14 protein-coding genes and 1 tRNA gene are annotated in these 15,070 nt (G+C 62.3%); 14 read left to right on the top strand and 1 reads right to left on the bottom strand.

Features of this window, described 5'->3' with window-relative positions; genetic code table 11:
* The first annotated feature begins 24 nt into the window (after window positions 1-24).
* The 14 genes from AC1DVN_RS24355 (at window position 25) to AC1DVN_RS24290 (ending at window position 12,453) form a co-directional block, all read left to right on the top strand.
* Window positions 25-657 carry an alpha/beta hydrolase gene (locus AC1DVN_RS24355; protein ID WP_308372334.1) on the top strand — a complete coding sequence of 211 codons (633 nt, stop codon included), beginning with the start codon at window positions 25-27 and terminating at the stop codon, window positions 655-657.
* Window positions 654-1,934, top strand: coding sequence for an NAD(P)/FAD-dependent oxidoreductase (locus AC1DVN_RS24350; RefSeq protein ID WP_019747859.1), 1,281 nt, complete (start codon window positions 654-656; stop codon window positions 1,932-1,934). The genes AC1DVN_RS24355 and AC1DVN_RS24350 overlap by 4 nt, the downstream gene beginning before the upstream one ends.
* Entirely contained in the window at window positions 1,925-2,668 is a 744-nt protein-coding gene (locus AC1DVN_RS24345) for a DUF1365 domain-containing protein (RefSeq protein WP_024487210.1), read from the top strand. The genes AC1DVN_RS24350 and AC1DVN_RS24345 overlap by 10 nt, the downstream gene beginning before the upstream one ends.
* Window positions 2,665-3,954, top strand: a complete 1,290-nt coding sequence (locus AC1DVN_RS24340) for an SAM-dependent methyltransferase (protein WP_019747861.1) — start codon at window positions 2,665-2,667, stop codon at window positions 3,952-3,954. The genes AC1DVN_RS24345 and AC1DVN_RS24340 overlap by 4 nt, the downstream gene beginning before the upstream one ends.
* Window positions 3,951-5,267 carry a class I SAM-dependent methyltransferase gene (locus tag AC1DVN_RS24335; protein ID WP_477846049.1) on the top strand — a complete coding sequence of 439 codons (1,317 nt, stop codon included), beginning with the start codon at window positions 3,951-3,953 and terminating at the stop codon, window positions 5,265-5,267. Before AC1DVN_RS24340 ends, AC1DVN_RS24335 begins: the two co-directional genes overlap by 4 nt.
* The gene (locus tag AC1DVN_RS24330) at window positions 5,264-6,067 is read left to right on the top strand and encodes a DUF1295 domain-containing protein (protein ID WP_046379875.1); all 804 of its coding nucleotides are present in this window, start codon (window positions 5,264-5,266) and stop codon (window positions 6,065-6,067) included. The genes AC1DVN_RS24335 and AC1DVN_RS24330 overlap by 4 nt, the downstream gene beginning before the upstream one ends.
* A gap of 23 nt (window positions 6,068-6,090) precedes the next feature.
* Window positions 6,091-6,468, top strand: coding sequence for a fluoride efflux transporter FluC (locus AC1DVN_RS24325; protein ID WP_019747864.1), 378 nt, complete (start codon window positions 6,091-6,093; stop codon window positions 6,466-6,468).
* Entirely contained in the window at window positions 6,465-6,809 is a 345-nt protein-coding gene (gene crcB, locus AC1DVN_RS24320; RefSeq protein ID WP_019747865.1) for a fluoride efflux transporter CrcB, read from the top strand. The genes AC1DVN_RS24325 and crcB overlap by 4 nt, the downstream gene beginning before the upstream one ends.
* Window positions 6,810-6,906: 97 nt before the next feature.
* Window positions 6,907-8,544 (top strand): phosphoglucomutase (alpha-D-glucose-1,6-bisphosphate-dependent), encoded by a 1,638-nt coding sequence (gene pgm / locus AC1DVN_RS24315; protein ID WP_021334357.1) that lies wholly within the window; start codon window positions 6,907-6,909, stop codon window positions 8,542-8,544.
* Between the two features lie 42 nt (window positions 8,545-8,586).
* Window positions 8,587-9,840, top strand: a complete 1,254-nt coding sequence (locus tag AC1DVN_RS24310) for an MFS transporter (RefSeq protein ID WP_020969271.1) — start codon at window positions 8,587-8,589, stop codon at window positions 9,838-9,840.
* Between the two features lie 25 nt (window positions 9,841-9,865).
* Window positions 9,866-10,354 carry a MauE/DoxX family redox-associated membrane protein gene (locus AC1DVN_RS24305; protein WP_019747868.1) on the top strand — a complete coding sequence of 163 codons (489 nt, stop codon included), beginning with the start codon at window positions 9,866-9,868 and terminating at the stop codon, window positions 10,352-10,354.
* Between the two features lie 42 nt (window positions 10,355-10,396).
* Window positions 10,397-11,140: a DsbA family protein gene (locus AC1DVN_RS24300; protein WP_007731305.1), complete on the top strand. Its 744-nt coding sequence runs from the start codon at window positions 10,397-10,399 to the stop codon at window positions 11,138-11,140.
* Window positions 11,141-11,285: 145 nt separating this feature from the next.
* Window positions 11,286-11,358, top strand: a tRNA-Ala gene (locus tag AC1DVN_RS24295).
* Window positions 11,359-11,583: 225 nt separating this feature from the next.
* On the top strand, window positions 11,584-12,453 hold the full coding sequence (locus AC1DVN_RS24290) for an NAD(P)/FAD-dependent oxidoreductase (RefSeq protein ID WP_477994296.1): 870 nt from the start codon (window positions 11,584-11,586) through the stop codon (window positions 12,451-12,453).
* An 11-nt stretch (window positions 12,454-12,464) separates the two neighbouring features.
* Here AC1DVN_RS24290 and AC1DVN_RS24285 read toward each other — a convergent pair whose 3' ends face one another.
* A complete protein-coding gene (locus tag AC1DVN_RS24285; protein ID WP_477994295.1) occupies window positions 12,465-14,999 on the bottom strand; it encodes an AMP-binding protein in 2,535 nt (844 codons plus the stop codon).
* Window positions 15,000-15,070: the final 71 nt, after the last annotated feature.

Below are 15,070 nucleotides of genomic sequence, written 5' to 3'. Positions count from 1 at the left end.
GGTTTTCGGCTCCGAATGCCATGCATGACGCCCAACCGACGGCAACAGCAGGACGGTGACCAGCACCTGGTGGTGCTCGTGCTGCCTGGAGGAAAGGTCTCGAGCCATCGCCCGGCTCGCGCCTGGCATCTGTCCAACCTTCGGATGCGCCCGTTCACCGCTCAGCTTCGCCGCTCCGGTGTGAGAGCGGTGCAGGCTCGCTATCGGGTGCGTGGTTGGAACGGTGCCGAGCGCAGTCCGGTCGCTGACGCTCGAGCCGCACTCGACGCGATAACGAAACGTAATGCACAAGCTCGGGTGATTTTGCTGGGCCACTCGATGGGCGGACGGGTCGCCGCCGAACTGTGTGGCGATCCGGCGGTGGTCGGTGTGGTTGCGCTGGCGCCGTGGTGGCCCGATGGAACGTCGGTGAATCTGCGTTCGGACACACCACTGGTTGTGCTCCACGGCACGGCCGACTCGTGGACCGACTCGGCAGCGTCTCGTCGGAAAGTTGACGAACTGCAGAAGTCGGGTAAGAGCGCTGAATGGATCGGCATCGACGGCGCAGGCCACTTCATGCTCCGTCGGGCGGCGACCTGGCATCGCCTCGTCGCGGATGCAATCGCAGGAATGAGTCGCGGGGTAGCCGCAACAAAGATGGGAGAACGACGATGAGTTCCGACAAGCGCAAGGTGGCCGTCGTCGGTAGTGGTGTCGCAGGTCTGACAGCGGCGTGGGTGCTCAGTAAGGACAGTGACGTCACCCTCTACGAAGCGGATTCACGGCTCGGCGGGCACGCGGACACCCATTCGGTCACCGACCCGGAAGGGCGAAGCCTCGCCATCGACACGGGGTTCATCGTCCACAACGATCGCACCTATCCGACATTGTTGCGATTGTTCGCAGAACTCGATGTGCCTACGCAGGAATCCGATATGAGTATGTCGGTCAGGTGTGGGGGTTGCGGGCTCGAGTACTCGGGGGGCCAAGGGTTGCGCGGCGTTCTCCCGACGCCGGGGCTCCTTGTCAACGGCAGCTTTCTGTCCATGTTGATGGAGGTCAAGCGCTTCCATCGCCGTGCCCGCGCCCTGCTCGACAACACGGATCCGTCGGCACCCGACCAGACACTGGGAGTGTTTCTGCGCAGCGGCCGGTTCTCCGACTACTTCACCGCTCACTTCATGACTCCGCTCGTGTCGGCAGTCTGGTCGTGTGATCCCGGCTCGGCGCTGAAGTATCCCGCGCGGTACCTGTTCTCGTTCCTCGATCACCACGGAATGCTGAGCGTCACTGGATCGCCGACCTGGCGAACAGTCACCGGTGGATCGGGCGAATACGTTCGTCTCGTCGCCAAAAGTATCGGGGATATCCGCCTGAACACGCCAGTTCGCGCCGTCCACCGGTTCGACGATCGCGTCGACATTCGTGACGGCGACGACCAGATCCAGACCTTCGACGCAGTTGTGGTCGCAACGCATCCGCAGCAAGCACTGAAGATTTTGGCGGATCCGACGCCTGCCGAATCCCAGGTCCTCGGCGCAATGCCGTACTCCGTCAACCACACCCAACTTCACACCGACGAAAATGTGCTGCCCGGCAACACCAATGCGCGCGCGTCGTGGAACTACTACATCCCTGAATGCAACGCGAAGCCGGATCACGTTCTGGTCAGCTACGACATGACGAGGTTGCAGCGGCTGCCGGAGACCGGTCGGCGCTACCTGGTGACGTTGGGGGGAGACGAAATGGTGTCCCCGGACTCGGTGATCGATCAGATGACCTACGAGCATCCGCAGTACACACCCACCTCCGTCGCCGCTCAAGCGCGGCTTCCCGAGTTGGACTCGGACGTGCTCGCGTTTGCCGGTGCGTACCACGGATGGGGTTTCCACGAGGACGGTGCACTGTCTGGCCTGCGTGCCGCCGAACGCGTCGGAGGTCGGTGGCCGTGACTGCACCCATCACGCCGTCCATCGTTCATACGAGCATCCGACACGTACGAACGGAGCCGTTGCACAACGAGTTCGAGTACCGAAGCTACAGCTGGCTCGTCGACGTCGACGATCTGCCCGAGCTCCCGAAGGCACTGCGATCCTTGGCGAAGTTCGACGCCGGAGATCACCTCGGCGACCCCACCCGATCGATTCGTGCCAACGTCGAGTCTTTTCTGGCAACTAACGGATTGGAGTTCGCCGGCGGCCGCATCCTCATGCTTGCGAACGCACGTGTTCTCGGGCATGTGTTCAACCCACTGAGTGTGTTCTGGTGTCTGAACGACGACGGCAGTCAGCGGTGCGTCGTTGCCGAGGTTCACAACACCTACGGCGAGCGGCATTGCTACCTGCTCGAAACCGACGAACGCGGCGGGGCTCGCACGTCCAAAGAGTTCTACGTGTCTCCGTTCAACGATCTGGACGGCGAGTACCGGATGCGATTACCGCTACCCGACACCGCGCTCGCGCTCTCGATAGTTCTGGCCCGTGACGGCAAGGCGCCATTCGTAGCCACGGTGTCCGGTCGTTGTGTGCCGGCGACGACGCGCGAGATCGTCCGCAGTGCGCTCTCCATCCCGCTGGCTCCGCTCCGAGTCGCCGCGCAGATCAGATTTCAAGGAATCCGGCTGTGGGCCAGGCGCTTACCTATCGTTCCCCGACCGCAACATCACCCGCAGGAGGCAGTGCAATGACCACGACCACTCTCGGCACCGAACCTTCCGCTCACACGATCGAATCCGAGCGGTGGCCGGGCGTTGCCACGGTGCCCAGCGGTTTCAAAGTGAGGGTTGCGTCGCCGGTTGCCCGCGCTCTGTTCCACAAGGCGGTCGCGCGCTTGCCGCTGCGCGTTCAGATGCCCAACGGTGAGTTCTCCGGTGGAGGTAGTCCGGATTCGCCGTTGATGGTCATCCACCGTCCAGACGACTTCGCTGCTCGTGTGGGCGACAGTGGGTTGATCGGATTCGGCGAGTCGTACATGGCGGGCGATTGGGAAGCCTCCGACCTCACCGCGGTCCTGGAAGTCTTCGCCTCCCGGGTGGCGACGCTGATTCCCGACTTCCTGCAGCGGCTACGAGGCCTCTACATTCCGAAGCAGCCTCGCAGTGAGCGGAATTCGACGCAGAACACGCGCTCGAACATCTCCCGGCACTACGACCTCTCGAACGAGATGTTCGAACTGTTCCTCGACGACACCATGACGTATTCCAGTGCTCTCTTCGAGGATCTGTCGGTGGGAGCTACCCCGTCGTGGGACGCGTTCGCAGCGGCTCAGCATCGGAAGATCGATCGCCTGCTGGACGGTGCGGGTGTCGGTCCCGGTTCGCGAGTACTCGAAATCGGCACAGGCTGGGGAGAATTGGCGATCCGAGCAGCCGAGCGCGGAGCAACGGTGCGCTCAGTGACACTGTCGGTCGAACAGCAGGAATTGGCGGCGAAGCGGATAAGCGCTGCGGGACTGGCCGATCGCGTTCAGGTCGACCTTCTCGACTATCGGCAAGTGCAGGGGGAGTACGACGCCGTCGTGTCGGTCGAGATGATCGAGGCTGTCGGCCACCAGTACTGGGGAAGTTACTTCCAGACGATCGACGCCCTGCTGGCGCCGGGTGGGCGCGCGGCGATCCAAGCCATCACGATGCCGCATGATCGGATGCTCGCGACCCGCAACACCTACACCTGGGTGCACAAGTACATCTTCCCCGGCGGATTTCTCCCGTCGGTGCGGGCGATAGAGGACGTCACCGAACGCATGACAACCCTTCGGGTGCGTGAGCGGATGTCGATGGGCGATCACTACGCGCAGACGTTGCGGCTGTGGGACGAGCGTTTCAGTGCTCGCACCGACGAAGCGTCCGCGCTCGGGTTCGACGCAGTGTTCGCGCGCATGTGGCATTTCTATCTCTGCTACTCCGAGGCGGGGTTTCGCTCGGGATATCTCGACGTCCAGCAAATTGTTCTCGATCGGAGGAATCAGCGATGACCGCCACGATGGATCGAACGGCACAAGGTACCGGCGTTGCGGGCCGTCTCTCGGACATCCTCAGTCCACTTGTCGGCGGCGAACTTCCGGTGAGATTGACTGCCTGGGACGGCAGCACAGCAGGTCCGGAAGATGCTCCGAAAGTGACGCTCTACAGCCCGAATGTGCTGCGACGCTTGCTCTGGAATCCCGGCGAGTTGGGAGCGGCGCAGGCATATGTTCTCGGTGAACTCGACGTCGAAGGCGATCTCGGTGATGCGCTCACACACGTGTGGAAGGTCTCTGCCGAGCGGGGGTTCGGGTCGATCACCCCGACCCCGTCTCTCGTCCTGGCCGCGGTCAAGGCTGCGCGATCCTTCGGTGCTTTCGGGAGACCTTTGGCTCCACCGTCGTCGCAGGCTCAGGTGAAGGGCCGCTTGCACAGTCTCGCCCGCGACCGCGAAGCGATCGGGCACCACTACGATTTGTCGAACGATTTCTACCAACTGATCCTCGATCAGAACATGGCGTACTCCTCGGGCTATTGGACTTCCGATGCGCCGGAATACACGCTCGAAGACTCACAGACAGACAAGCTGGATCTGGTGTGCCGCAAGGTCGGTCTCGATCGGGCGCGAGGCCTACGGTTCCTCGATGTCGGCTGTGGTTGGGGCTCGCTGAGCCTGCATGCAGCGCGTGAGTACGGCGCTCGGGTTGTCGGCATCACGATCTCGGCGGAGCAGAAGGCTTTTGTCGACGCGAAGATCCGCGCACTCGGTTTGGAAGACTGGGTCGAGATCCGGCTCCAAGATTATCGTGAGATTCCAGACGGTCCCTTCGATGCGGTCGCGTCGATCGAGATGGGTGAGCACGTCGGTGAGGACAACTATCCGACATACGTGAAAGCGCTCCACGACAACGTTATTGCCGGTGGCCGTGTGCTGATTCAGCAGATGTCACGCACCGGTGCGCACCCCGGGGGAGGTCCGTTCATCGAGTCGTTCATCGCGCCGGACATGTACATGCGGCCGGTCGGTCGCACTGTTGCGATGATCGAGGAGGGTGGACTCGAAGTCCGGGACGTGCACGCCCTGCGTGAGCACTACGTGCGGACCGTCGACGCGTGGATCGAGACCTTCGAATCGAACTGGGATCGCGTCGTGGATCTCGTGGGTGTCGAAGTCGCTCGGGTGTGGCGTCTCTACCTCGTCGGCGGAGGAATGGCATTTCGGGACGGCAGGATGGGCGTCGATCAGATTCTGTCGGTCCGGCCGCACGGTGATGGTCGATCGGATATGGAATCGGTCCGGCCGCAGTGGGTGTCGCGGCGATGAACGGATTCGACTGGGGCGCATTCGGAGTGGTCACGCTCACGAGCCTGTTGGCGATCGCCGTCGGAATGGCAGTGACAGCCACCATCGGTGTACGGATCGGGCGGCACAATGTTGTCGACGTGTCGTGGGGCGCCGGCTTCGTTCTGATCGCGCTCGTGTCCGCGGTAGTTGGAACCGGCGACCTCTGGCGCCGGTTGCTGATGCTTGCGCTGGTGGCGATCTGGGGTCTGCGGTTGGCGACGCACATGGCGATCAGATCCCGCGGCAAGGGTGAAGACCCGCGGTACGAAGAAATGCTCGGACGAGCGACGGGTAATCGAACGCTGTATGCGATCCGCAAGATTTATCTCACGCAGGGGATTTCGTTGTGGTTCGTCTCCCTGCCTATCCAGGTCGCAGCAGTATCGAACGGTAGCTTCGGGCTTCTTGTTGTGCTCGGAATCGTGCTGTGGATTGTCGGCGTCACGTTCGAGACGGTCGGCGACCGGCAGATGGAGGAATTCAAATCCGATCCGGGTAGCCGTGGCCACATCATGGATCAAGGCTTGTGGGCGTGGACGCGGCATCCCAACTATTTCGGCGACGCATGCGTCTGGTGGGGGATCTTCCTCGTCTCGGCGTCCGTGTGGCCGGGAGTGGTGACTGTCCTCTCGCCGATCGCCATGACGTACTTCCTGGTCTTCGCCACCGGTGCGCGGTTGCTCGAGCGACATATGGAACAGCGTCCGGGTTATCGCGAGTATCAGCAGCGGACAAGTTACTTCATTCCGCGCCCGCCGAAAGCCCGATCCGGGACGTAGGCTCTTTCGGGTGAGGCGAGAGCATGGGTGATCTGAAGCTGCCGGGTGCGGTGGGAGCGGTTGCCGTCGGCGGAGCACTGGGGGCACTGAGTCGATACGGGCTGGGGGAGCTCTTTCCCCACATCTGGACGACGCTGGTCATCAACGTCGTCGGCTCGTTCGTTCTCGGTGTTCTCGCGGCCCTGCTCGTCCACAACAAGGTTGGGTACCTCTTTCTCGGCACCGGGTTCTGTGGCGGCTTCACCACTTTCTCGTCCTTCGCGGTTCACGCCGTGACGGAGAGTCCGTGGCGATCGATTCTCTATGTACTCGGGACACTGATTCCCGCGATCCTCGCCGCTGCACTGGGCAAAGGGCTCGGTGAACGCTGGATCCGCGCGCGGGACGGAGCGTCGGCATGACAGTTCTCCTGGTGGCACTCGGCGGCGGCGCTGGTGCGAGTGGCCGGTACCTGTTGGCGCGGTATGTGCCCGCGTACAAGGGATTCCCGGCTGCGACGTTCGCCGCCAACGTGATCGGCTGCTTCCTCCTTGGATTGTTCACCGGGGCAGCTCTTTCCACCGAGATGGCTGCACTTCTGGCGACCGGATTCTGCGGTGGCTTGTCCACCTACTCGACCTTTGCGAACGAAAATGTCGGGATGGTCGAGAGGCGCCAGACGGCCCTCTCGCTGATCTACATCGTCGTCAGTTTGATCGTCGGACTGTCCGCTGCGTGGTTGGGAATCCAGATCACGGATTGACCGATCCGGCGTCGAGCGTGCACGCCACGCGGCCAGGGTAGACAATTGTCCACAGTCGCGTCGACACAGTGGTCGACCACCGGGCCGAGGGGGATTCGTGGCGCACGAACGAGCAGGACAAGTGGCTCTGCCAGAGGATCTGATCGACGTTCCTCATCTGGTCACCGCGTATTACACGCGCACCCCGGATCCCGAGAACCCGATGCAGCAGGTACTTTTCGGCACTTCAGGACATCGCGGTTCCAGTCTCGACGCGGCGTTCAACGAAGCTCACATCCTGGCGACAACCCAGGCGATCGTCGAGTACCGCGCCTCGCAGGGCATCGACGGACCTCTGTTCATCGGCCGCGATACACATGCGCTCTCGGAGCCTGCCTGGCTGTCGGCCTTGGAGGTCCTGGTCGCCAACGACGTCGTCGTCCTCGTCGATTCACGCGATGCCTACACGCCCACCCCGGCGGTCAGCCACGCGATCTTGCGGTACAACTCGACGGGACCGGAGGCAAAGGCCGACGGCATCGTCGTGACGCCTTCACACAATCCGCCGCGTGACGGCGGCTTCAAATACAACCCGCCACACGGCGGACCCGCGGATACGGATGCGACATCGGTTATCGCCGATCGAGCGAACGAGCTACTGCGCAAGGGGCTTTCCGGGGTACGGCGTGTCACGGCGGCGCAGGCGCTGGACCGCGTCGAACGCTACGACTTCCTCCGGTACTACGTCGAAGACCTCCCCTCTGTCCTCAACCTCGATGCAATCCGCGATGCCGGAATCAGGATCGGTGCAGATCCCCTCGGCGGGGCAAGCGTCGACTACTGGGGCGCGATTGCCGAAACTCATCGACTCGACCTCGAAGTGGTGAATCCGCTCGTCGATCCGACCTGGCGATTCATGACGCTCGACACTGACGGCAAGATCCGCATGGACTGCTCGTCGCCCGACGCGATGGCGTCGCTGATCGGAATTCGGGATCGCTACGACATCGCGACCGGAAACGATGCAGACTCCGACCGCCATGGCATCGTCACACCCGACGGCGGGTTGATGAACCCGAATCACTATCTCGCCGTTGCCATCGAGTATCTCTTCGCGAACCGGCCAGGGTGGCGCGCAGACACCAAGGTGGGCAAGACGCTCGTGAGTTCCTCGATGATCGACCGCGTGGTCAGCAGTGTGGGCCGCGAACTGCTCGAGGTTCCAGTCGGTTTCAAGTGGTTCGTTCCCGGTCTGCTCGACGGGTCGGTGGGATTCGGGGGCGAGGAAAGCGCCGGTGCATCCTTCCTCCGCCACGACGGTTCCGTCTGGACGACGGACAAGGACGGCATCATCCTTGCGTTGCTCGCGTCGGAAATCACCGCGGTGACGGGAAAGTCTCCGTCAGCGCATTACGACGCGTTGGCCGAAAAGTTCGGGAGCCCGGCGTACGCGCGGATCGATGCGCCCGCGACACGCGCACAGAAGGCAGTCTTGGCAAAACTGTCTCCCGATCAGGTGAGTGCGACCGAACTGGCGGGTGAACCGATCACGGCGACACTGACCGCGGCGCCCGGAAACGGCGCGGCGATCGGTGGTCTCAAGGTGACGACAGAGAACGCGTGGTTTGCAGCGAGGCCGTCCGGCACGGAGGACGTGTACAAGATTTATGCAGAGTCGATGAAGGGCGCCGATCATCTGGCTCAGGTTCAGGCAGCGGCCAAGGACTTGGTGTCCGGCGTCTTGAAGGCGAACTAGCTCGCGGACCGCTCGTGTCGCCCGGCTAGAATTCCGGGCGACATGAAAACTCGTGCAGCCAAGCTGCCACAGGAAATTTGGGTACTGGTCGCCGCCAGCTTCGTCATCGCCCTCGGATTCGGGTTGGTCGCTCCGGCTCTACCTCAGTTCGCGCGCAGCTTCGACGTATCGGTCACCGCCGCCACGATCGTGATCTCGTCTTTCGCTTTCATGCGATTGGTGTTCGCGCCGATGAGCGGCTCTTTGGTACAGAAACTCGGTGAGCGCCCGGTCTACATCGTCGGCCTTTTGATCGTCGCGGTCTCGACCGGTGCGTGCGCTTTCGCCGGGGAGTACTGGCAACTTCTGCTGTTCCGGTCGTTGGGCGGTATCGGGTCGACGATGTTCACGGTGTCGGCTCTCGGGCTGATCATTCGCATGTCACCGCCGGACAGTCGCGGCCGCGTCTCGGGGCTGTACGCGACAAGCTTTCTCATGGGATCGATCGGCGGCCCGCTGGTCGGCGGTGCGCTGTTGCAGTTCGGTCTGCGGATGCCGTTCATCATCTACGCAGTTGCGCTGGTGATCGCCGCGCTCGTTGTCTTCGTGAGCCTGCGTGGATCTCACCTGGCGTCACCGGACAAGGCTGTCGATGTGAAGTCGATGACTCTCACAGAAGGGCTCCAGTCGCCGGTGTACCGGGCAGCGCTCGGATCGAACCTCGCCTTCGGCGGGGTGATCTTCGGAGTTCGCGTTGCCATGGTCCCTCTGTTCGTCGTGGAGTTCCTCGACCGAGACCCGTCGATAGCGGCCTACGCTCTCACGATCTTTGCCGTCGGAAACGCGTTGGTGTTGATCGTGTCCGGACGACTCTCGGACCGCTTCGGACGCAAGCCCTTTGTCGTGAGCGGTCTGCTCATCTGCGGTCTGGGAACCATCGCAATGGGATTCACCGACAACCTTGTGGTGTTCTTCGCCATCGCCGCAGTGACCGGTGTCGGCTCCGGGCTCATGAGTCCGGCCCAGCAGGCCGCGGTTGCCGATGTTGTCGGATCGACGGCCCGAGGCGGACCCGTTCTGGCGGTATTCCAGATGATGTCCGACATCGGTGGGGTAGTGGCGCCGATTTGTGCCGGACTGATCGCCCAGCATGTGTCGTACTCGGCGGCCTTCGCGGTGATGGGAGCCGTAGTAGTCGTGTCGGCGACGGGTTGGTTGTTCGTTCCGTCGCGAACGAAGCCCGTCGAATCCGTCGTCGAAGATCTGACTGATGTGACGGTGCTAACGGATACTCCTGCGCGGACAAACCTGGACTGACCGGGCATTCTGTACTCTCGATCGGGTGGCAATTCGCATCGTGAGTCTTGTGGCCCGATTGGGTTTGGCGGCCGTTTGGCTGATTTCCGGGGGACTCAAGTTCTTTGATCCCGTGCAGACGAAGATCGCGGTGCGCGCCTATCAACTGTTGCCCGAGTCGCTGGTAGGTCCGGTGGCGACGGCTCTTCCCCTGGTCGAAATAGTGCTGGGCCTGCTGATCCTCGTCGGGCTGGCGGTGCGAGTATCCGCTGCGGTCTCGGTGGTCATCCTCACGGTTCTCATTGCGGTGATCATTTCGGTGTGGGCCAGGGGATTGTCCATCGACTGCGGATGTTTCGGCGGCGGAGGTGCAGCCGACGTCGGCGCTTGGGACTATTTGAAGGAGATTCTCCGGGACCTCGGCTTCTTGGCACTTGCCGTCTGGCTGCTCGTGTTCCCGCGTTCGCCGCTCGCATTGGGGCCCGGATCACGCGCGGCGTTCTCAGTGGATACTCAGTCTTCAGTGGCAAGGTAAGCAATCGGTAAATCGTTTCGACGCACGAAGGACTGCATCAGCGTGAGCACCAAGAGCAGCAAGAACAAATACTCGCCGGAACCGGTCTCGAGCCGCTCCACCTACATCATCGGTGGCCTCGCGGTGCTCGTGATCGCGGCCCTCGTCATCGGCGGTGTCTTGTGGACGAACAGCAAGAACAAGCCCCAGAACGACGGCTACGGCTCCGTGCAGAGTTCCGAAGTTGCCGTCACGGTGCAGGACAACGGAGTGGTGCTGCTCGGCAAGCCCTCCGCCGCGACGACCATTGATCTCTTCGAGGATCCGCTGTGCCCGGCCTGCGCTGCTCTCGAGCACCTCAGTGGCCAGGCTCTCGCGGCCGCCGTCGACAACGGTGACGTCGCCGTGCGGTACCACATGCTGAACTTCCTCAACCGGGCGTCGGGCAGCGGTGACTACTCCACACGGGCCGGCGCCGCTCTGCTCTGCGTCGCTCAGGGTGGTGACGCGATCGCGTACTCCGCATTCCACAACAAGCTTTTCGCGACCGACACGCAGCCTGCCGAGGGCGGCAGCAGCGATCACACCAACGACGACCTCGCCCAGATCGCTCGTGATGCGGGCGCATCCGAGGACGTGGCAACCTGCATCTCTTCCGGTACCAACGTCGAAGCAGCCGCGGCCAATGCTGCAGCCGCCAGCCAGGCGCTCAAGGATGTCGGGTCGAACGGGACGCCCACGGTAGTGGCGAACGGCAAGATCGTTGACACGGGCAGTAGCGACTGGGTTTCCAAGCTCTCCTCCTGAGTTGAAGCGGCCGCTCGGACGAGGAGCGGCCGCTTCGCTCTGACCAGGCGATTTGTTGCCCAGGAGTCAAGTGGTGTAACTTTCTTCCAGCAAGCGGAAAGCAGTAAAGCCGCTTCGAGTTCGACTGTTAGAGTGAATTGAATACGGGGCTATGGCGCAGCTGGTAGCGCACCACACTGGCAGTGTGGGGGTCAGGGGTTCGAGTCCCCTTAGCTCCACCCGAACAAATGCTCTGCACCAACCGGTGCAGAGCATTTGTTGTTTTCGAGCCAGTGTTGTGTTGTCGACCCTGTGTTTTTCGAGTCTCTATTGCATGCAGCACAGTTCTGCCTAGATGTGTCGACCGCCATAACGCCAGGGCGTCAATGTTCAATAACGTCCGCGATGAGGCCTGATCATCCCGTGCATTCTCAGCATGGGGACCGTTGGCGGAACGGAGAACCATGAGTGCACACGTGGTGATAATCGGGGCAGGATATGCGGGCGTCATGGCAGCGAAGCGGCTCCATCAGATGATTGCGGCTGGCTACGACGCGACGGTCTCGTTCGACAGGGCGCTACCGCGTGCGGCACACCGAGTCTTCGGAGAGGTGACGACGATCGAGGCGGCGCTCGGCAGGCTCACCCTCGACGACGGCAGCGTGCTCGACTACGACTACTTGGTCTACGCAGTCGGAAGTAGGCAGTTACCCAGCACGATCGCCGGAGCGGACGAGCACGGGTTCGGCGTCGCCGAATTCGAGGACGCGGTCCGCCTCTCGTCCAGGCTGGCGACTCTCGACGAGAAGGCTGCGGTCTGCGTTGTCGGCGGCGGTCTCACCGGAATCGAGACTGCCGCAGAATTGGCTGAGCAGCGAAGCAGCCGAATCACTTTGGTGACCGGAGGAATCTTGGCCCCGGATCTGTCAGAGCGTGCTCGATCGGCAATTCTCAGAACATTGACCGACCTTGGGGTTGATATTGTCACCGAATCCCGGGTGACTCGGATCGACGGTTCGTCCTGCGAGCTAGCGGGAGGTGTACGGGTGGAGACCGATTGCACGATTCTCGCGACCGAATTCGGGGTCCCCGATCTGGCGCGCCGAAGTAGCCTCCCGGTCGACGATCTCGGTCGTCTGAAGGTCGACGATGGACTGGAATGCTCGTCCCACCCCAACATCTTTGGTGCGGGTGATGCGGTCGCAGTCGGTGATCTCTCACTGAGGATGAGTTGTCAGGCCGCGATCCCCTTGGGAGTCCATGCGGCCGAAACGATCCTGCATCGACTCGAAGGTTCCGCGTCGCGCCGCTCTCTCTTCTACAGCTGGACGTGAGCCGCAGTTGGTCACGCTCGATCGCAGATTCGGTCGATGATCGCCGCAGTCTTGCGGACGTACGGTTGACGGACGACGTCTTCGTGACACGCGTCGACGTCGTCGAATTCGAGGGAGCCCGTGGCGATGAGTGACCAGATCTCACGTCCACGGTTGTTGGTGGCTCCACGGATCACCGTGACAGGCGCGGCGCACGTTCGCATCCGATGCTTCCGGAGCGCCTGGCCGCCGATGTAGAGGAACACCGTCCACTGGGTGGCCGGTGGGTACTGCAGAATGCCGGCGAAGAGCGTGCGGATCCACATCGCCGCGACGGTGCGCCTGGTCGGCTTCCATCGAATATTGGTGGATGGTTGTGGTGCGAGATCGACGATCGACGGATCCAAGCTGATGCCCGCTCGACCGGCCAGTCGTGCGGCAGTCTCGGTGGAGATTCTGGTGTCGAGAACGGTGACGTGCTCGACAGTGTCACCGGACTCGGACAGCTGTGACGCCATCTCCAGCGCCACGTAGCCGCCGTACGAGTAACCGGCGAGGAGGTATGGCCCGGTGGGCTGAATCTTCTTGATTTCGAATATGAAACGGCGGGCGCTTGCTTTCACTGACCGGTCGGGTAGTCCGCGAGATTCGAAGCCATGTGGCTGAAGTGCGTAAACCGGCCGATCGGTGTGAAGCGCTTTCGACAAGGTGGACAGCGTCGTCGATGGGCACCCCGCTCCGTTCATGATGAACAGCGGTCGCCCGGACCCTTCGAGCTTCAGCGGAACCATCGTGTTGTGACAGACACGATCATCGGGATCGATTCTGCACCGATCCAACAGCGCTGCAAGGTCTTTGACGGTGCTGGCGGCCGCGAACTCCGCCGCTGTGATCCGGATCCGGAACATGTCGTGAATCTTTGCCACCACTTCGGTTGAAGCAAGCGAATCGCCACCGAGTTCGAAGAAGTCGTCCTCACGGTCGATGGAGTCGATACCGAGAATCGACTCCCAGATCGAGGACAACCACAATTCGGCGGGCCCGGCGAGAGTCGGTGGAGTGGACCGCACCTCGACGGAGGGCAGCGCTGTTCGATCGACCTTTCCTCTTTCGTTGCGGGGCAACGCTGGCATCAGAACAAAATGTCGGGGGAGCATCCAGGCCGGCAGATATGTCGCCAATTCACGCCGCATCTCGGCGCCCGACCGTGCCATCACGGCTTTGGTCAGGACCACGTAGGCGACAATCTCCGGTCGATCGTTCTCGAGGACGACAGCCACGAAAACATCGGCGACGCCGGGAATTCGACGAATATGCGCCTCGACTTCCATCGGCTCTACCAAATAGCCCCGAATCTTGACGGCGTCGTCGACGCGTCCCCGCAGTTGTAGTTCGCCGCGTTCGTCGATACGGCCCCGGTCACCGGTCCGGTAGATGCTCACTCCGTCGCCGAGGCGCGTGAATCGTGCCGCAGTGCGATCCGGGTCACCGTGGTATCCATCGGCAAGATCGCTCGAGACAATCTGTATCTCGCCGATCTCTCCGTCGGGGAGAGGCACGCCGTTCACATCGACGATCTGTACGTCCTTGCCGTCGCGAGCACGTCCGGCCGGTACCACTCCGACGGGTAGTTCGGAATGTGGTGGGAACGCGTTGTACGCGACGACACCGGTCTCGGTGGTGGCCAGCCAGTTGACGTACGTGGCGCGAGCGAAGCCGTGACTTCGATGGCGCGCGTAGTCCTCGCCGTGAACTGCTTCCCCGTACGTCACGACGACCCGCAGCGATCCGAGCGAATTATCCGGTGCTTCATCGGATTCGAGGCTTGACCACGCCCGCAGGAATGACGGCGCGCAGTGCGCGGTCGTGATCGAATTCTCGATCAGCCAGTCGTCGATTCCCGAAACTCCGTCGACGCGTGGATCCCAGCAGAAGACCGTGACGCCGTTCATCAGTCCCATGATCAGGGCCGTGATTCCGGCTCCGAAACTGACGGGCAACAGGTTTCCGATGTGATCGTCGGGGCGCAGGTCGATTGCTGCGGCAAGTTCGTCGGCTTTGTTCAGGCACATGGAGTGGCTCAACACGACTCCCTTGGGCGCTCCACTGGTCCCTGATGTGAACGCGATCATGGCAGGGTCGGAACTCGATGGTTCCAGGGCGTTGTCGAAACGGAAGCCGGTTGCGGCCGATTCGTCGAGGATCGACTGCAGCGCGACGGCGCCCGAGGCGCTCATGATGTGCGCTCGCCGGGCCTCGGGGAGTTGTGGGTCGATCATGACCAAAGGTCGACCGGAAATCAGAGTAGCGAGGATGGCGGGCACCGACTCGGCGGTTGGTTCGAGATCAACCGCAACCGGGCGAGCCCCGTGTGACCCACGTAGGCGAAGTTCGCGGACCAATGCATCGGTCCGGAGTTCGAGTTCGGCGAAAGTGATCCGGTCGCGCGGAGTCACGACGGCAACGGCGTCGTGCTGCATCGAGGTGACTCGGCGCCACCTCGACTCGATCGTCTCGTCGATGACTGCATAGCGAGTGCGCTCGAGACCTAAGTCGACAACCTTCATCACAGTAGCTCCGTCCGACTTTCAGCTATCTTTGAGCAAAGACTACATAAGGTTTGTGAAGTAGGTCCATA

The organism is Rhodococcus sp. P4_E4, from assembly GCF_056401575.1.
Note: the sequence above shows the minus strand (reverse complement) of the source record. Positions and strands in the feature narration are given on the sequence as shown.